The 17,604-nt window shown below is 67.6% G+C and carries 19 protein-coding genes; 2 read left to right on the top strand and 17 right to left on the bottom strand.

Translation table 11 applies throughout. The annotated features are described in order from the left end of the window. Position 1: 1 nt before the first annotated feature. The 4 genes from E0H50_RS21285 to E0H50_RS21270 all read right to left on the bottom strand — a co-directional run bounded on the left by E0H50_RS21285 (position 2) and on the right by E0H50_RS21270 (position 4,477). Entirely contained in the window at positions 2–1,027 is a 1,026-nt protein-coding gene (locus E0H50_RS21285) for an ABC transporter permease (RefSeq protein WP_238151121.1), read from the bottom strand. A 2-nt stretch (positions 1,028–1,029) separates the two neighbouring features. After that, a complete protein-coding gene (locus E0H50_RS21280) occupies positions 1,030–2,667 on the bottom strand; it encodes an ABC transporter substrate-binding protein (RefSeq protein ID WP_131291264.1) in 1,638 nt (545 codons plus the stop codon). Positions 2,668–2,806: 139 nt separating this feature from the next. Beyond that, positions 2,807–3,292 carry a hypothetical protein gene (locus E0H50_RS21275; protein ID WP_131291262.1) on the bottom strand — a complete coding sequence of 162 codons (486 nt, stop codon included), beginning with the start codon at positions 3,290–3,292 and terminating at the stop codon, positions 2,807–2,809. Positions 3,293–3,490: 198 nt separating this feature from the next. Beyond that, a complete protein-coding gene (locus E0H50_RS21270; RefSeq protein ID WP_131291260.1) occupies positions 3,491–4,477 on the bottom strand; it encodes a methyltransferase domain-containing protein in 987 nt (328 codons plus the stop codon). A 230-nt stretch (positions 4,478–4,707) separates the two neighbouring features. Between E0H50_RS21270 and E0H50_RS21265 the strand changes: the two genes are divergently transcribed. After that, positions 4,708–5,712, top strand: coding sequence for an alpha/beta hydrolase (locus E0H50_RS21265; protein WP_131291258.1), 1,005 nt, complete (start codon positions 4,708–4,710; stop codon positions 5,710–5,712). Here E0H50_RS21265 and E0H50_RS21260 read toward each other — a convergent pair. The 13 genes from E0H50_RS21260 to E0H50_RS21200 all read right to left on the bottom strand — a co-directional run bounded on the left by E0H50_RS21260 (position 5,703) and on the right by E0H50_RS21200 (position 16,452). Further along, a complete protein-coding gene (locus tag E0H50_RS21260) occupies positions 5,703–6,134 on the bottom strand; it encodes a DUF2550 domain-containing protein (RefSeq protein WP_131291256.1) in 432 nt (143 codons plus the stop codon). The two genes, E0H50_RS21265 and E0H50_RS21260, sit on opposite strands and share 10 nt — an antisense overlap. A 101-nt stretch (positions 6,135–6,235) precedes the next feature. Further along, positions 6,236–6,640 carry a F0F1 ATP synthase subunit epsilon gene (locus E0H50_RS21255; protein ID WP_131291254.1) on the bottom strand — a complete coding sequence of 135 codons (405 nt, stop codon included), beginning with the start codon at positions 6,638–6,640 and terminating at the stop codon, positions 6,236–6,238. A gap of 1 nt (position 6,641) precedes the next feature. Next, positions 6,642–8,096: a F0F1 ATP synthase subunit beta gene (gene atpD, locus E0H50_RS21250; RefSeq protein WP_131291252.1), complete on the bottom strand. Its 1,455-nt coding sequence runs from the start codon at positions 8,094–8,096 to the stop codon at positions 6,642–6,644. A 5-nt stretch (positions 8,097–8,101) separates the two neighbouring features. Further along, the gene (locus E0H50_RS21245) at positions 8,102–9,013 is read right to left on the bottom strand and encodes a F0F1 ATP synthase subunit gamma (protein WP_131291250.1); all 912 of its coding nucleotides are present in this window, start codon (positions 9,011–9,013) and stop codon (positions 8,102–8,104) included. A 3-nt stretch (positions 9,014–9,016) separates the two neighbouring features. Next, positions 9,017–10,654 (bottom strand): F0F1 ATP synthase subunit alpha, encoded by a 1,638-nt coding sequence (gene atpA, locus E0H50_RS21240; RefSeq protein WP_131291248.1) that lies wholly within the window; start codon positions 10,652–10,654, stop codon positions 9,017–9,019. A gap of 91 nt (positions 10,655–10,745) precedes the next feature. After that, positions 10,746–11,543, bottom strand: a complete 798-nt coding sequence (locus E0H50_RS21235) for a F0F1 ATP synthase subunit delta (RefSeq protein WP_131291246.1) — start codon at positions 11,541–11,543, stop codon at positions 10,746–10,748. Continuing rightward, complete coding sequence (locus E0H50_RS21230; RefSeq protein WP_131291244.1) at positions 11,543–12,115, bottom strand: F0F1 ATP synthase subunit B; 573 nt, start codon at positions 12,113–12,115, stop codon at positions 11,543–11,545. Before E0H50_RS21230 ends, E0H50_RS21235 begins: the two co-directional genes overlap by 1 nt. A gap of 30 nt (positions 12,116–12,145) precedes the next feature. Beyond that, positions 12,146–12,367: an ATP synthase F0 subunit C gene (atpE, locus tag E0H50_RS21225; protein ID WP_198682801.1), complete on the bottom strand. Its 222-nt coding sequence runs from the start codon at positions 12,365–12,367 to the stop codon at positions 12,146–12,148. A 94-nt stretch (positions 12,368–12,461) separates the two neighbouring features. Further along, positions 12,462–13,244 (bottom strand): F0F1 ATP synthase subunit A, encoded by a 783-nt coding sequence (atpB, locus tag E0H50_RS21220; protein WP_131291242.1) that lies wholly within the window; start codon positions 13,242–13,244, stop codon positions 12,462–12,464. A gap of 118 nt (positions 13,245–13,362) precedes the next feature. Further along, positions 13,363–13,578 carry an AtpZ/AtpI family protein gene (locus E0H50_RS21215; RefSeq protein ID WP_131291241.1) on the bottom strand — a complete coding sequence of 72 codons (216 nt, stop codon included), beginning with the start codon at positions 13,576–13,578 and terminating at the stop codon, positions 13,363–13,365. Between the two features lie 90 nt (positions 13,579–13,668). Beyond that, the gene (locus E0H50_RS21210; protein ID WP_131291239.1) at positions 13,669–14,133 is read right to left on the bottom strand and encodes a Cg1360 family ATP-synthase-associated protein; all 465 of its coding nucleotides are present in this window, start codon (positions 14,131–14,133) and stop codon (positions 13,669–13,671) included. A 204-nt stretch (positions 14,134–14,337) separates the two neighbouring features. Beyond that, positions 14,338–15,456: a glycosyltransferase family 4 protein gene (locus E0H50_RS21205; RefSeq protein ID WP_131291237.1), complete on the bottom strand. Its 1,119-nt coding sequence runs from the start codon at positions 15,454–15,456 to the stop codon at positions 14,338–14,340. Positions 15,457–15,606: 150 nt separating this feature from the next. Next, a complete protein-coding gene (locus E0H50_RS21200) occupies positions 15,607–16,452 on the bottom strand; it encodes an L-threonylcarbamoyladenylate synthase (RefSeq protein ID WP_238151120.1) in 846 nt (281 codons plus the stop codon). A 109-nt stretch (positions 16,453–16,561) separates the two neighbouring features. Here E0H50_RS21200 and E0H50_RS21195 point away from each other — a divergent pair, with 109 nt between their 5' ends. After that, positions 16,562–17,587, top strand: a complete 1,026-nt coding sequence (locus E0H50_RS21195) for an adenosine deaminase (protein ID WP_131291235.1) — start codon at positions 16,562–16,564, stop codon at positions 17,585–17,587. Positions 17,588–17,604 lie beyond the last annotated feature (17 nt).

Here is a 17,604-nt window from a genome sequence, read left to right as displayed (position 1 = left end):
GTCACCCCCGCGCCCGGATCCGTGGATCGAGCAGGACGTACGCGAGATCGGCGACCAGGTTCGCGAGCAGGACCGCGAGCGTGATCAGCAGGAAGACGCCTTGCATCATCGGGTAGTCCCGTTTCTGGAGAGCCTCGTAGAGCAGGTAGCCGATGCCCGGGTAGCTGAACACGATCTCCGTGAGCAGCGCCCCGCCGACGACGCCGCCGAGCGCCATCGCGAATCCGGTGAAGCTCGGCAGCATCGCGTTCCGGGCGGCGTACCGGAACATCACCCGCCGCGGCGACAACCCTTTCGCCTGGGCGAGCAGAACGTAGTCCTCGCGAACCGTGGTGACGGTCATGTTCCGCATCCCGAGCAGCCAGCCGCCGAAGGCCGAGAACACGATCGTTGCTGCTGGCAACACCCCGTGATGGAGCACGCTGCCGGCGTACGCGAGGCTGAAGCCCTGCGGCAGGTCGGCGTCGTACCCGCCCGACAGCGGCGTCCAGCCGAGGACGAAACCGAACACCCAGAGGGCGAGGAGCGCGACCCAGAAGTACGGGACGCTGCTCAGGAACGTCGTGAACGGCGTGAGGATCGCGTCGAGACGGCTGCCCGCCTTCCAGCCCGCGACGACCCCGAGCAGGGTGCCGATCGCGAACGCGGTGACCGTCGTCGTACCGACGAGCAAGAGGGTCCACGGCAGGGCCTGCCAGACCAGGTCGGCGACCGGGACCGGGAAGTTGACCACGGAGACGCCGAGATCGCCGTGCGACAACTGGCGGAGGTAGTCGGCGAACTGCTGGGCCAGGTTGGCGTGCGGGTTGCCGAAGATCGCGCGGATCGACAGCAGTGTCTCGGCCGGCACCTGCTGGCCGCTGACACGCTCCAGCTCCTCGACGATCGCGGACGAGGGATCACCGGGCATCAACCGGGGCAGCAGGAAGTTGAGGCCGATCGCGGCGGCCGCGGCGGCCAGGTAGAAACCCAGCCGCCGGGCCAGGAACGCCCACCGCACAGTCAGCACAGTCAGCACAGTCAGCACGGTCAGCTCCCCCGGCGCTGAAGCTTCAGCATCGTCAGGATGGTGTCCGGCCCCATCCCGACGAACGGGATGTGGTCGAAGTTGTCCGGCGTCGGCCAGCCGGTCCAGCGGGTCGCGTTGATGTCGACGAAGTAGAAGTTGTTGTAGATCGGGCTGAACGGGGTCTTGTCGACGACGATCTTCTGCAGCTGCCGGCCGAGCGTCTTCAGCTCGTCGACGTTGTCGGTGCGCTGCATGGCGGCGATGATCTTGTCGGTCTCCGGGTCGTTCCACCGGCCCTGGTTCAGCGTGGCCGACTTGCCGACCGGGGTCAGGTACCGGCTGCTGAGGAAGCGGTAGACGCCGTACACCCCGGAGCCGCCGGTGGACGCGGCGACCAGGTCGAACTGGCCCAGGTTCTGCTTGTCGTAGTACCCGGCGCTCGGCTGGCCGGCGCCCTTCACCTGCAGCCCGAGCGTCTGCTTCCAGGTGTTGATCAGGATGTCGGCGTAGTTGCCCCAGCCCCAGTCGGCGTTGAACAGGATGCTCGGCTGGTACCGCTTGCCGTCCTTGACCAGCGCGCCGTTCTCGACCGTCCAGCCGCCCTTGGCCAGCTCGGCCTTCGCCGCGGTCGCGTCGACCTTCTGGACCTTGCCCTTGTACGCCGGGTCGAGCCAATCCGCGAACAGCTGCTCGGACAGACCGGTCGGCCCCGCCTCGGTTCCGGGGCGCTGCAGCGTGGTGACGACCGCCGTACGGTCGATCGTGAGGGCGAGCGCACGTCGTACATGGACGTCGTCGAACGGTGCCTTCGCGGTGTTGAAGAGCACGGACATCGCGCCGCCGTTGGAGTAGAGCTGGTACAGGTGCTTGTCCGGGTCCTTGGCGACGTACTCCTTCTCACCGTTCGGCCAGCTCGCCGACGCCCAGTCGATATCGCCCTTCAGCAGTTGGGCTTTCAGCGCGTCGGCGCTGGTCGGGATGATCTTGTACGTCGTCATCGGGAGCTTGCCGCCCCAGTAGTCGGAGCGGGCCTGCAGGGTGATCTGCTGCGGCTTGAACTCCTGCACCGTGAACGGTCCGGTGCCGATCGGATCCGGGTTCGTCCAGGTGTTCAGGTTCTGGCTCGACCAGACGTGCTTCGGGACCATCGGGAGCAGGATGTTCGCGAACTGGTTCAGGGTCGCGTACGACGGCTCGGCGAACACGACCTTCACGGTGGTGGCGTCGACCTTCGCGACCGACTTGTAGGTGATACCCGCGATGCTGAAGTCCGGCTTCTCGATCGGGAGACCGAGCGAGTAGACGACATCGTCCGCGGTGAACTTCTGCCCGTCCGACCAGGTGACATCGCCGCGCAGCTTGATGGTCAGCGCCTTGCCCTGGTCCGAGAACGCCCAGCTCTGCGCGAGCCACGGCTTCACGACACCGCCGTCGCCGTAGTCGACCCGCATCAGCGGCTCGTACACGAGCTCCATGTTCGGCGCCTTGTCCGTCGCCGGGCCCATCACGTTGTAGTTGCGGACGAACGTCGTACCGCCGTCGGTCTTGCCGTAGACGACCGCCGCACCTGCGTTGGTGGCCGGCGTCTTCGCGGGGCCTGAACACCCGGCCAGCACCAGCGCACCAACCACTACCAAGACCCGCCACCGACTGCGCATATCCCTCACCCCAGAACTAGAGCGGCTGCACGTTCATACGTATGAGCATTCATATATGAGCTATTTGATCGATGCTCTTACGTATGCGCAGGAACCTACGAACGTTACGCGCGCATGTCAAGACCGTGAAGCCGGCGAGCTATTCGTAAGCCTCGATCGCCCGTACCTCGACGTCCGGAACACCCTCCGCCCGCCGGATGTAAACGAACCGAACCCCCTCGAGCGGCACCTCGACAGAATCCGTCCGCTCCAGGCTCACCGGGTCCACAACCGCAGCCTGCACCGAGTCGAACGGCAGGTCGTTCGAGGTCAACCGAATCATCGGAAGCGCGCCGTCGCGGTCCGGCAGGTGTACGGCGATCCAACTCGCCCCGACGTACGAGTCCACGTCGATGTCGTACTTCACGAGCGGGTGCTCGCCGTCGATCCGACCGGTCTCGATCTCGATCGGCGATCGCACGATCGAGTCGAACATCGCCCAGGCCACCCGCTCCCAATCCGGGTGCTGGTACGCGTCGTGCCACGGCATGACCAGGCGGTCTGCGATCGGGACGAAAGCACGCAGCCCGTCGCGGAAGGTCAGCACGAGATCGTGCACCGAGCAGCGAAGTACGTCCTCATCCACCAGCACAGTGTGCCCGTCCGGAGTCTGTCTCAGCGACGACAATTCGTGGGTGGTTCGGTCGGCTCGGCACGGGACTGGATATCCCCTCGTGTTGGGGGTTCTCCCCTCGCACACCAACAGAGAACCCCCAAGCCGAGGGGATATCCGTCTCTGTGGGTTAGAGCGTGGGCGAGGTGGAGCCGGGGCAGTGTGCCTGGCTCAGCGGGGGTCGGCGACGACTATCTGTGGGTGGCGGCCGGCGATCGTGATGTTGTGTTGGGCGTGGATCGTCCAGTTGGTGGTCAGGTGTGAGGTCTGGTGGTGGTTGAGGATGGTGATGAGGAGGCCGTTGGGGTGGAGGGACTGGCGCCAGCGGCGGGTGTACGGCGTCAAGTCGCCGATGGGGAGCCGGACGTCCCAGGGCGGGTTGGTGATGATGCGGTCTGCGGGAACGCTCAGCTGACGCGCATCGCCGACGCACCAACTGACCGAGGTTCGGGATCCGTTCGTGCGGGCGGCCTCGATCGCCGCGGGATCACGGTCGAGGCCGACGTACGTCGCGGTCGGTGCGAGTAGGTGTGCTTCGAGGAGGAGGGTGCCGGCGCCGCAGAACGGATCGACGACGTCGTGCCCAGGCGCGATCGCCGCGAGCCGGGCCATCGCCGCGGCTACGGGTGGGTGGAGGCTTCCTCGGACCGTGTGTTGGCGCCACTCCCGGCGATGGAGGGGTACGGCGTACGGGCGTAGGCCTAGCCACATCGTCTTGCCGTCCAGGACGACTCGCCACTCGGAGCGCTCCTCGGGTGGGGTGATGCCGTGGCGGCGTGAGTGGTAGCGGCCGCCGGTCAGGTGGGACAACCGCTCCCCTACCAGGTCCTCGACGTCGTAGCGGTTGAAGTTCCGCACTCCGACACAGGACGCCGACACAGCGAACGCGCCGCGATCAGCCGGCGACTCCAGCCCCCGGCGAAGCGCGTCGGACGCACCGGTCAGCGCGGCCTTCGTACAGCCAGGATCCGCAATCGCGGCGTACACAACGAACAAGTCGTCCGCCAGCCGTGGCGGCGACTCCGTGATCGACTCGGTCGCGGGCTCGACGACAAGCTGTCGCTTGCCGACCTCGACGACCCGATGCCCTGCGACGGCCAACTCCTCGGCCGCCAGGTGCTCCAACCCCGTGACGGTCCGCACCAGCACCAACTGCATGGAGAATCTCCCGGATAGCACCCGGGAACAACCAACCGGTCACTCCCGCATCGCTGACCGCGGGAAACCTCGAACAGGCCAGCGGAAGCTAGCCGACGCGGAAGAAGTATGTCTCCATGGGCGGAGATCCTGGCACACGGACGGCGAATCACCCACCGAATTTCGGTCGTGGCCTTGAGTAATGAACTCGCCTGGTTTTAATCTCGGGTCCCCCGCCCCGGAGGTTGCTCGTGCCCAGACAGCTGTCCTGGATCGCCCAGCGAGCGGTGCTCGTCGCCGCTCTGCTTCTCGGACTCTCCCCGATCGCTCCCACGCAGGCGACCGCCGCCGCTCCGGCTGTGCTGGCCCAGCCGGCGTCGCGCGGTGCCGAGGTCGTCGCGGTCAAGCAGGTCGCGGACCGGCTGACCGATTTGACCGTGCGGTCGCAGGCGCTCGGCGGCCGCACCGTCATCGTCCGGCTGCTCACGCCGGACGGCTGGAATCCGGCGGACCGGCGTCAGCACTGGCCGACGTTCTGGCTGCTGCACGGCTGCTGCGGGGACTACACGTCCTGGTCCGGCACCGACATCGCGCAGATCCCGAGCCTGCGCAAGGTCCTCGTCGTGATGCCCGAGGCCGGCTGGAACGGCTGGTACAGCGACTGGTGGAACTACGGCGCCGGCGGCAACCCGGCCTGGGAGACGTTCCACACCGTCGAACTGGCGCACCTCCTGGAACACGGCTGGGGCGCGAGCTCGAACCGCGTCGTGGCCGGCCTCTCCATGGGCGGCCAGGGAGCACTGCTGTACGCCGCACGCCATCCCGGCATGTTCCGCGCGGCCGCGGCGTACTCCGGCTCCGCGCATCCGCTGCTGAACGACGAGTCGATCAACCGGATCAAGGGATTCTTCGCCGGGCAGGGCAATGACCCGCTCCGGGTCTGGGGCGACCCGGTCGCGCAGCGCCGGATCTGGGAGGCGCACGACCCGTACTACCTGGCGCACCGGCTCAAGTCGCTGCCCGTCTACCTCTCCTGTGGCGACGGCACCGCCGGGCCGTTCGACCCGCCAGGAAAGACAGACGCGTTGGAGGCCGACTTCAACCGCCAGAACCAGGCCCTCGCGGCCCGCCTGCAGCAGGTCGGCGCGAAACACCTGACGACCAACTTCTACGGACCGGGCACGCACGGCTGGGCCTACTGGCAGCGCGAGCTGCACACCTCTCTACCGATGCTGCTGACGGCGCTTCAGAGGTAGGTCTGGGTGCTCGGCGGAGCCGACTCCATCCAGGCCAGGACGCCGGTGAGGGCTTCTTCGGTCATCGCGAAGTGGACGGTGCGGTCGCGGAGATCGGCGTCGACGATGACGTGGCCGGCGTACGTCACCAAGGGCTCGTTACCCATCGGGCGGCGGGTGCTGATGCCTTCGAGCTGGCGGCGGTTGACGACGAGTTTCGGCCACCAGGCGAGGCTGAAGACGCGGAACCACTGCAGCTCGTCGCCGACGTACCGGGCCAGGCCGAGAGCCCAGCCGCGGCCGTGCTCCTTCTGCGCGAGCTGCAGGCTGCAATCAAAAGTTCCGCCGTCCCTGGACAACCAGCGACGGCGGAACGCGACAAGAACGATGAACAGTACGGCGGCAAGCAGACAGACCCCGACGACATCGAGGACTACCCTCATACCTTTGCCGACCCCATTTCCGGTGCCCGTGTTTCGGTACTACCCCGGGCACCCCGGAGAACCGTACTGCTACTGACGATATTCGATTATGGCAGGTGGGTTCAGGACGTCTGCTCGGCGGCCCGGACCCGCGCCTCGGCGAGTCGCAGTTCGTCGGCGTCGACAGTGCTGTCGGTGCCGGTCGCCAGCGCCTGATCGAGCTCGCGACGCGCCTCTTCGAGGTCGATGTCGTGACCCATCTCGGCGTTCTCGGCCAGGATCGAGACCCGGTCGTTCGCCACCGAGATGAACCCGTCCGGCGCGGCCGCGACGAAGTACTCGTCGTCGACGGTCCGCACCTGGACGGTGCCGCCCTGCAACAGGCCCAGCAACGGCGCGTGGCCGGGCAGGATACCGACGTCACCGTCGGTGGTGCGGGCGATGACGATCCTCGCCTGCCCCTGCCAGACCGTCCGCTCCGCCGCGACGAGGGCTACCTCGAGGTGCTTCGCGGATTCATCGGCCATCTCAGTTTTCCTTCTGCAGCTCGGCCCACTTGCGCTCGACGTCGTCGAGCGAACCGACGTTGAAGAACGCCTGCTCGGCGATGTGGTCGCACTCGCCGTCGGCGATCTTCTTGAACGACTCGATGGTGTCCTTCAGGGGCACCGTCGAACCCGGGATGTTGGTGAACTTCTCCGCCATGTAGGTGTTCTGCGAGAGGAACTGCTCGATCCGGCGCGCCCGCGCGACGGTGATCTTGTCCTCTTCGGAGAGCTCGTCGACACCGAGGATCGCGATGATGTCCTGCAGTTCCTTGTTCTTCTGCAGGATCTGCTTCACCCGGACGGCCACGTCGTAGTGCTCCTGGCCGATGTACTGCGGGTCGAGGATCCGCGACGTCGAGGTCAGCGGGTCGACGGCCGGGTACAGACCACGCGACGCGATGTCACGGGAGAGCTCGGTGGTCGCGTCGAGGTGGGCGAACGTGGTCGCCGGCGCGGGGTCGGTGTAGTCGTCCGCGGGCACGTAGATCGCCTGCATCGAGGTGATCGAGTGACCCCGGGTCGACGTGATCCGCTCCTGCAGCACGCCCATCTCGTCGGCCAGGTTCGGCTGGTACCCCACGGCCGACGGCATCCGGCCGAGCAGCGTGGAGACCTCGGAACCGGCCTGGGTGAACCGGAAGATGTTGTCGATGAAGAGCAGTACGTCCTGCTCCTTCACGTCGCGGAAGTACTCCGCCATCGTGAGGGCCGACAGGGCGACGCGCAGCCGGGTGCCCGGCGGCTCGTCCATCTGGCCGAACACCAGCGCGGTGTCCTTGAAGACGCCGGCCTCGTCCATCTCGGTGATCAGGTCGTTGCCCTCACGGGTCCGCTCCCCGACGCCGGCGAACACCGACGTACCACCGAAGTTGTGCGCGATCCGGTAGATCATCTCCTGGATCAGAACGGTCTTGCCGACACCCGCACCGCCGAACAGGCCGATCTTTCCACCCTGCACGTACGGCGTGAGCAGGTCGAGCACCTTGATACCGGTCTCGAGCATCTCGGTCTTGGACTCGAGCTGGTCGAAGGCCGGCGCCTTGCGGTGGATCGGCCAGCGCTCGGTGATCTCGAACTCGGACTCGTCCTGGTTCAGGCACTTGCCGGTCACGGACCAGACGCGGCCCTTGGTGACGTCGCCGACGGGCACGGAGATCGCCGCGCCGGTGTCCCGCACCTCGGCGCCGCGGACCAGGCCGTCGGTCGGCTTCATCGAGATCGCCCGGACGATGTTGTCGCCGACGTGCAGCGCCACCTCGAGGGTGATCGTCTGGGTGTTGCCGCCCATGGTGATGTCCACCTCGAGCGCGTTGTACATGTCCGGCATCGCGTCCGCAGGGAACTCGACGTCGACGACCGGGCCGATCACCCGGGCGACGCGACCGATGCCGGTGGCACCCGCCTCGTTGTTCTTCTCGGTAACCGTGGCAGTCATCTCTCTCACTCGCTCCCGGCGTTCGCGTCGGCCAGCGCGCTGGCGCCACCGACGATCTCGCTGATTTCCTGGGTAATTTGGGCCTGGCGGGCCTGGTTCAGGTCCCGCGTGAGCTTCTCGATCAGGTCCTGCGCGTTGTCCGTGGCCGACTTCATCGCCCGCTGGCGGTTGGCCAGCTCCGACGCCGCCGCCTGCAGCATGCAGAAGTGGATGCGGCTGGCGACGTACTTCGGCAGCAGTCCGTCGAGCACCTCTTCGGCCGACGGCTCGAACTCGTACAGCGGCAGTACGTCGTCGGCGGCCGGTGCCTCCTCGCCCTCGACGACCTCCAGCGGCAGCAGGCGGATCACGTCCGTGCGCTGGGTGAGCATCGACACGAACCGGGTGAAGACGATGTGGATCTCGTCCACGCCGCCCTCCTCGGTCGGGGTCAGGAAGGCCTCGATCAGTGCGTCGGCGACCTCCCGCGCCTGGGCGAAGCTCGGGTTGTCGGACTCACCGGCCCACGACTGCGCGATCTCGCGCTGCCGGAAGGCGTAGTACGCGATGCCCTTACGGCCGGTGATGTACGGGACGATCTGCTTCTCTTCTTCGCGGAGCAGCTGGTTCAGCCGCTCCCCTTCGCGGATCACGTTGGCCGAGTACGCACCGGCCTGACCGCGGTCGGAGGTGATCAGCAGCACCGCGGCTCGGCGCGGGTTCTCCTTCTCGGTGGTCAGCGGGTGGTCGACGTTCGAGAACGTCGCCACCGCCGACACGGCGCGGGTGAGCTCACGCGCGTACGGACCGGCCGCCTGGGCGCGCTGTTGCGCCTTGACGATCCGGGACGCCGCGATGAGCTCCATCGCCCGGGTGAGCTTCTTGATCGTCGAGACCGAGGCCTTCCGATCACGAAGCTCCCGCAGATTGGCCGGCATCGGTCAGCCCCGCTTCTGCTTGACGATCTGCTCCTGCTCCACATCGCCCTCGTCCATCGCCTCGGCTTCCGCCTCGGTGCCGAGCAGCGTGCCCTCGGAGGTCTGGAACGTCGGCTTGAACGCGTTCAGCGCGTCCGTGACGGCCTGTGCCTCGTCGTCGCCGAACAGCCCGGACTCACGGATCGCGTCGAGCACCTTGTGGTCGCGGCGCAGGTAGTCCAGGAAGTCCCGCTCGAAGCGGAGCACGTCGTTCACCGGTACCTCGTCGAAGTGGCCCTTGGTACCGGCCCAGATCGAGACGATCTGGTCCTCGACCGGGTACGGCGAGTACTGCGGCTGACGGAGCAGCTGCACCAGGCGCCGGCCGCGGTCGAGCTGCCGCCGCGAGGTGGCGTCCAGGTCGGACGCGAACATCGCGAAGGCCTCCATCGCGCGGAACTGCGCCAGGTCGATCTTCAGCGAGCCGGACACGTTCTTCATGCCCTTGACCTGCGCGGCGCCGCCGACCCGGGAGACCGAGATACCGACGTCGATGGCCGGGCGGATGTTGGCGTTGAACAGGTCGGACTGCAGGAAGATCTGGCCGTCGGTGATCGAGATGACGTTGGTCGGGATGAACGCCGACACGTCGTTGGCCTTGGTCTCGATGATCGGCAGACCGGTCATCGAGCCGCCGCCGAGCTCCTTGGACAGCTTCGCGCAGCGCTCGAGCAGCCGGCTGTGCAGGTAGAAGACGTCACCCGGGTACGCCTCGCGGCCCGGCGGGCGGCGCAGCAGCAGCGACATCGAGCGGTAGGCCTCGGCCTGCTTGGTCAGGTCGTCGAACACGATCAGCACGTGCTTGCCCTGGTACATCCAGTGCTGGCCGATCGCCGAGCCGGTGTACGGCGCGACGTACTTGAAGCCGGCCGGGTCGGACGCCGGGGAGGCGATGATGGTGGTGTACTCCATCGCGCCGGCCTCTTCGAGCGCACCGCGGACCGACGCGATCGTCGAGCCCTTCTGGCCGATGGCGACATAGATGCAGCGGACCTGCTTGTTCGGGTCGCCGGACTCCCAGTTCGCCTTCTGGTTGATGATCGTGTCGACCGCGATCGCCGTCTTACCGGTCTTGCGGTCGCCGATGATCAGCTCGCGCTGGCCGCGGCCGATCGGGATCATGCCGTCGATCGCCTTGATGCCGGTCTGCAGCGGCTCCCGGACCTCCTGGCGATCCATCACGCCGGCGGCCTGGAGTTCGAGCGCGCGGTCGCCCTCGAGGCCCTGGATCTCGCCGAGGCCGTCGATCGGCTTGCCCAGCGGGTCGACGACCCGGCCGAGGTAGCCCTCGCCGACCGGCACCGACAGCACCTGACCGGTCCGGCGGACCTGCTGGCCCTCCTCGATCCCGTCGAACTCACCGAGGACGACGACGCCGATGTCGCGGACGTCGAGGTTCAGCGCGATCCCCCGGGTGCCGTCCTCGAACTCGAGCAGCTCGTTGGTCATCACCGAGGGCAGCCCCTCGACGTGCGCGATGCCGTCACCCGCGTCGACCACGGTGCCGACCTCTTCGGCGGCGGTGTCGGCCGGTTGGTACTCGGTGACGAACCGATCCAGGGCGTCCCGGATCTCCTCCGGCCTGATCGTGAGCTCAGCCATTGTGTTTCCTGCTTCCTTGACCCTTGCTGGCCTGTTGTGGCTCTAAGAGGCTTTCCCGACCCTTAGCGCCGCTGTATGTCGTTAAGGGGGTTCAGCCCGCGATGCGCCGTTGCGCGTCGTCGAGCCTGGCCGCGATGGTTCCGTCGATCACTTCGTCGCCGATGTCCACCCGGACGCCGCCGACCACATTCGGGTCGACGATCACGTTCAGCTGGATGTCCCGGCCGTACTGCCGTCCGAGTGCCGTAGCGAGCCGGGTGCGTTCCGCCTCGGTCAGGTCGGTGGCCACCCGCACGGTCGCGATGCTCGCGTTCCGCCGGGCCGCCGCGGCGACCTGGTAGGACCGCATCGACGCCGCGAAGGATCGGCCCCGGCCGTCGACGGCCCGCTCGGCCAGCCGCACCGTGGTGGCGTCGGCCTTGCCCTGCAGCAGCCCGCGGATCAGCTCCTGCCGGTGCTCGGCCGGGATGCCCCGGTCGCCCAGCTTCTCGGCCAGGGCGCGCTCGGCGGAGACCACCCGGTCCAGCCGGAACAGCTCGTCCTCGAGCTCGTCCAGCTTCCGCCGGCTGTCGGCGTAGGCCACCTCGGCCTCGACACTGAGCTGCTCGAGGGCGTTGCCCAGGTCCCGGCCGCTGACCCAGCGGCCGGACACCGCGGCGGACAGGATCTCCAACGCCTGGGCGGAGATCTTGCCGCCGAACAGCTGCTCGGCCAGTGCGGACTTGGTCGCGGCCGGCCGCGCCGGGTCGGTCAGGGCGCGCCGGAGCGCGCCGCTGCCGTCCAGCAGCTTGGCGATCGAGAACAGCTCGCTCCCCAGGCCCTCGGCCGGGGTCGCACCCGCCAGGGCCTGCTCGGCCCGGGCGAGTGACTCGTTCGACGCGCCGCGCATCAGCCGTCCGTTCCGACAGCCTGACGAGCGGACTCCGAGGTTTCCAGCTCCGCCAGGAACCGCTCGACGGTCCGGCGCTGCCGGGCCTCGTCCTCGAGCGACTCGCCGACGATCCGGCCGGCCAGCGTGGTCGCCATCGTGCCGACCTCGCCGCGCAGCGAGGCGACCGCCTGCGCCCGCTCGGCGTCGATCTGCGCGCGGGCGTGGGTGACGATCCGCTCGGCCTCGGCGTTCGCCTGCTCGCGCATCTCCGCGATGATCTGGGCACCCTGCTCGCGGGCGTCCTCGCGGATCTTCGCAGCTTCCTGCCGGGCCTCGGCCAGCTGCGCGTTGTACTTGTCCAAAGCGGCCTTCGCCTCGGCCTGGGCCTGCTTGGCCTCGTTCATCCCGCCTTCGATCGCCGCGGTCCGATCGGCGTACGCCTTCTCGAACTTGGGTACGACGACCTTGGCGAAGGCGATGGCCAAGAGGACCAGGAAGACGAAGCCGAAGATGATCTCAGCCGTGTGCGGCAGCAGCGGGCTCGGCGCCTCGTCCGCGGCCTCGGTCAGCGGCAGAACTAACGTCAGCATGTCTGGGTCCTGTCAGTCAGGGGGAAGGGGTCAGCCCTTGAACACGAAGGCGAGGGCGATACCGATGATCGCGAGCACCTCGGTGACGCCGAAGCCGATCCACGCGATCGACTGCAGCTTGCTCTGAGCCTCGGGCTGACGCGCCGTGCCGTTGATCACGGCGGCGAAGATCAGGCCGACGCCAACACCCGGGCCGATGGCAGCGAGGCCGTAGCCCAGAACGGCGATGTCACCGGTGATTGCGAGAGCCATGTTGCTCACCATTGCGGTGTTTCCTTTCAGTACGGATAGCGGCTATCCGGGATTCCGTTACTACCGGTCTAGGGGTACTGCGGGGTGGTACGGGTCAGTGCTCGTCGGCGATCGCGCTGCCGATGTACTGCGCGGTCAGGACCACGAAGATGTAGGCCTGGATGCACTGCACGAACAGCTCCAGCCCGGCGATCGCCAGCGCCATCAGCAGCGTGATGATGCCGACGCCGCCGATCGCGATGCTGCCGGAGTGCAGGATCATGTATTCGCCGCCGAGCACGAAGACCAGCAGCAGGATGTGGCCGGCGAACATGTTCGCGAACAGCCGCAGGCTCAGCGAGATCGGCCGGACCAGGATGTTCGAGATGAACTCGATCGGGATCATCAGCGGCATCAGCCAGACCGGCACGCCGGCCGGCATGGTCTGGTGCTTGAAGTAGCCCCACAGGCCCTTCTTCTTGATGCCGACCGCGTTGTAGATGACCCAGCTCATGACCGCGGCCACGTACGCCCAGCCGATGTGGCTGAAGGTCGGGAACTGGATCAGCGGGATCGTCGCCGCGACGTTGTTCAGCAGGATGAAGAAGAACAGGCCGCACAGGTAGGGCACGAACTTCATGTAGTCCGCGCTGCCGATCGCGTCCCGGGCGATGGAGTTGCGGACGAAGTTGTAGCCCAGTTCGCCGGCGAACTGCAGCTTGCTCGGCACGATCGCGGCCTTGCGCGACGCACCGTAGAAGAACCAGAGGATCACCACGACGGACAGCGCGGCCACCAGCACGGGCTTGGTGAACCAGTCGACACCGTGGATGATCGGAGTGGTCTCGAAGTTCTGTGGACCGGGTGGGGTGAACTCGGTCGGAACGCCGGCGGTCACCGGGTCTCCTCTCGCGTCGTGCTCAAGTCGGACGCCTGGAATTCAGGGGCAGGGCGGCTCAGGGCATGGCGGTCAACAACGTCAGACCCGGTAGGGATCCGATCCATCGCAGGCTTCGTCAGGACCGCGACCCGTACCGGAAGTGCAACATCAAGATGCTGAGGCCGGCACCGAGGACGATGCCCACCGGAAGCAAGAACTGGGTGCCGAAGAGGCGATCCAACCCGAACCCGATGGCCCCGTAGACGAGGACACCGCCGATCAAGTAGGACAGGACCCGCCAGCCGTCGCCCGAATTGGGGGGTGATGGCTTCGGATCCTTGTGCTCGCTCATTGGCACCCGAAACGTACCAGTTGGCAACAGAAGCGGTCACATCGGGCCCGCCAATCCCCGGCAGGGCAGGGGAATCGTTACGAAGGGTGCTCACGCCGTCACCTCTTTGTCGAGGTCGTAGATCGGCACCCGGAGCCGGGACCAGGCCCAGATCTCGCCGGCCATCCAGCCCATCACGACGACCATCGCGACCAGGCCGAGCACGGTCAGATTCACGTGCCTGGCCAGGCCGTCCGAGTTCAGCGCGAGCGCGAGCAGACCGCCGAAGATCGCGATCCGGCCGGTGTACGACGCCATCGCGACGGCGAGCTGCATGGTCGGGGACGTCTTGCGCGAAAGGTGCAGCGCGAGCAGGCCGGCGCCGGAGAACACGACGACCGTCAGCAGTCCCAGCAGCGCACCCAGGAGGCCGGGAACACCGGCGGCGACCGTGGACACGGCGGCGGCGTTCACACCGACGACCAGTGCGGCGACCAGAGCGCCACGCAACATCGCCAACGCCGGGTGCTTGGTCGCTTGTCCGGCGATTTTCGGGCTGTGAGCCGTAGGAGCCATCTGGTGGTTCCGTCCTGCTGGCGTGCTGGTCTCGCGGCCAGCTCGTCGGGTGGGCGGGGTCAGGGGTGTCGCTGTTCTTTGCTGGTGCTTGTGAAAACTAGCACAAAGTCTGCATGGTCAGCAAAACGAGGTCCCTGCCGCTGTACAGGCACACCTTATCGGTAGGCCACACCGGCGAGTGGTCTGGTCCCTCTCAGCGGATACTCAGACTTTGGCGAGCGGTTTCCCGGTTCGTCGCGGGAGGCCCGTCGTGAGCAGCACGGCGGTGACCGCGACGGCCAGTACGACGAGGGCGGTCCACCAGGTCAGGAGGAGGCCGAGGACCACCACGCCGTACGCGATCAAGGCCGTCCACAGGTACATCAGCAGGACGGCCCGGCGATGCGAGTGACCGCGTTGCATCAACCGGTGGTGCAGGTGCTGCTTGTCCGCGGCGAACGGTGAACGGCCGGCCTTGGTACGGCGGACGTAGGCCATCGTCAGGTCCAGCGCGGGGATCGCGAGGATGGCGATCGGCAGCACCAGTGGGAGCAGCGCGGGCAGCAGGCTGGAGCCGCCGACCTCGTACGGGACCGCGTTCGGGTCCATCTGGCCGGTCAGGCTGATCGTCGACGCGGCCAGCATCAGGCCGATCAGCAGGGCGCCGGAGTCGCCCATGAAAACCCTTGCGGGGAAGAAGTTGTGCGGCAGGAAGCCGAGGCAGGCACCCGCCAGCGCGACCGTGATCAGGGTCGAGGTGGTGGCGCGGTCGAGGTTCTCGTGGACGTTCAGCAGGTACGAGTAGACGAAGAACGCGGTTGCGCCGATCGCGGTGACGCCGGCCGCGAGACCGTCCAGGCCGTCGACGAAGTTCACCGCGTTGCAGGACACCAGCAGGATGCCGGCGGTCAGGACGGCGAGCTGCGCGGGCGACGGGGAGATCACGCCGCCGGGCAGCGGGAGCCAGTACAACTGGATGCCTTGGACAACGAGTACGCCGACCGCGAGCACCTCGCCGGCCAGCTTGGTGATCGCGTCGAGTTCGTACAGGTCGTCGACGACGCCGACCGCGCAGATCACCACGCCGCCGACCAGGATCGCGCGGGCGTCGTGGGCGACCTGCAGGCTGTTGCCGAGGAACGGCAGGCTGGAGGCGACCGCGAAACCGGCGATCAGGCCGCCGAGGATGGACAGGCCGCCGAAGTACGGGATCGGCACCTTGTGCACGTCCCGGGCCCGGACCTTCGCGACCGCGCCGTACCGCAGCGCGATCTGCCGGGCCACGCCGGTCAGCAGAAAGGTCGTGGCCATCGCCACGAACAGGACCAGCAGGTACTCGCGCACTAGGTCATGTCTCCTGACTCCACGCCGTAGCGAGCAGGTGCTCGGCGCGGTAGCTCGGCGTGCGGGGGCGAAGGGTTAGATGCGGAGCATCTTGCCCTTTGCACTCGTGCGGCGAGATGCCGTGCCGAGTGCCGCGCAGTAGGCGTGGGGTCAGGAGTCATGACCTTGGTCCGCAGGCCTCACATCAGGATCGGTCTTGGTGTCGTCCTCCTTGGACGCCACAACCGCCTCCCCAGTTGCCTCCCCATCCACCGGCTTGTCCTCGGCGGGCTTGTCCTCGGCGGGCTTGTCCTCGGCGGGCTTGTCCTCGGCCGGCTGCTCGTCCGTCGGCTTGTCCTCGGCGGGCTTTTCGTCGGATTCGGCGGCTACGTCGGGGACTACTGCGCGGAGCTGGTCCACCGAGAGGGCGCCTACGCGGACCACTCGGGGGGTGTCGCCGGTGAGGTCGACGATGGTGGACGGCCGGCCGCCGGTTGCCTCGCCGCCGTCGAGGTACACGGCGACGGACTCACCCAGCTGCTCCTCGGCGTCGTACACGTCCAGCGCCGCCGGCTGCCCGGACTTGTTCGCGGAGCTGACCGCGAGCGGCCCGGTCCGCGACAGCAGCTCGCGGGTGTTCTCATGGTCCGGCACGCGCAGCGCGACCGTGCCCTGGGTGTCCCCCAGGTCCCACATCAGCGACGTCTGCGCATGGCAGATCACCGTCAGCGGCCCCGGCCAGAACTCCTCGCAGAGCTTGCGGCCGTTGTCCGGGATGTCGGTGGCGAGCGCGTCGAGCGACTCCACCACCGAGATCAGCACCGGCGGCGGCATGTCCCGGCCGCGGCCCTTGGCGTCCAGCAGCCGCTGCACCGCGTCGGCCTTGAAGGCGTCGGCGGCCAGTCCGTACACGGTGTCGGTCGGCATCACGACCAGGTCACCGGCCTCGATGGCGTCCACCGCTGCGCGGTAGGCCGGTGCCAGTTCGTCCCCGGTGAAGTCGAAGCGCTCACTCACGGAGTGAATCGTGCCACTCACGCGCCCCCCGGCCCTAACCGGGTCGTTGCTGACAAACGATTGTCAACTTCCGCGCCGATCACCGCCCGCAATCTTTAGGATCCCCTCCATGACTGTGTCGCGTGAGTTCCTTGCCGGATTGCCGAAGGCAGAGTTGCATGTCCACCACGTCGGGTCGGCGTCGCCGCGGATCGTCGCCGAGCTCGCCGCCCGGCACCCCGGGTCGCCGGTGCCGGCCGATCCGGGACTGCTGACGGAGTACTTCAAGTTCAGCGACTTCGCCCACTTCATCGACATCTACCTGTCCGTCGTCGAGCTGATCAAGACGCCCGACGACGTCCGGCTGCTGACCTACGAGATCGCCCGCGAGATGGCCGAGCAGCAGAACCTGCGGTACGCCGAGCTGACCGTCACGCCGTACACCTCGGTGATCCGCGGGATCGCCGCCGAGGCGTTCTGCGAGGCGATCGAGGACGCGCGGGTCGCGGCCGAGAAGGAGTTCGGCCTGGTGCTGCGGTGGATCTTCGACATCTCCGGTGAGGCAGGGCTTCCGGCCGCCGACGAGACGTTGCGGATCGCGACCGAGATTCGTCCGGAGGGCCTGGTCGGGTTCGGGCTCGGCGGGCCGGAGATCGGCGTACCGCGGCCGCAGTTCCAGCCGCACTTCGAGGCGGCGGTCGCGGCCGGGCTGCGCAGCGTGCCGCACGCGGGTGAGACGACCGGTCCGGAGACGATCTGGGACGCGGTGCGGCTGCTGAAGGCCGAGCGGATCGGCCACGGTACGTCGACGATGCAGGACCCGGCGCTGGTCGACTACCTCGGCGAGCACCGGATCCCGCTGGAGGTCAGCCCGACGTCCAACATCGCCACCCGCGCGGTCGCGTCGTACGACGTCCACCCGCTGCGCGCGATGGTCGACGCCGGCCTGGTCGTCACGATCAACTCCGACGACCCGCCGATGTTCGGCACCGACCTCACCAACGAGTACGCCGTCGCAGCACGGCTGCTCGACCTGGACGAGGCCGGCGTCGGCGAACTGGCCAAGACCGCGGTCCGGGCGTCGTTCGCCGAGGACTCGGTGAAATCAGCCCTGTTGTCCGAGATCGACAGTTATCTAGGTGTGAACGCGGGGTAGCTGACAGACTGTCGTCT

Origin of the sequence: Kribbella sindirgiensis, assembly GCF_004331435.1 — a bacterium.
GTDB lineage: Bacteria > Actinomycetota > Actinomycetes > Propionibacteriales > Kribbellaceae > Kribbella > Kribbella sindirgiensis.
Note: the sequence above shows the minus strand (reverse complement) of the source record. Positions and strands in the feature narration are given on the sequence as shown.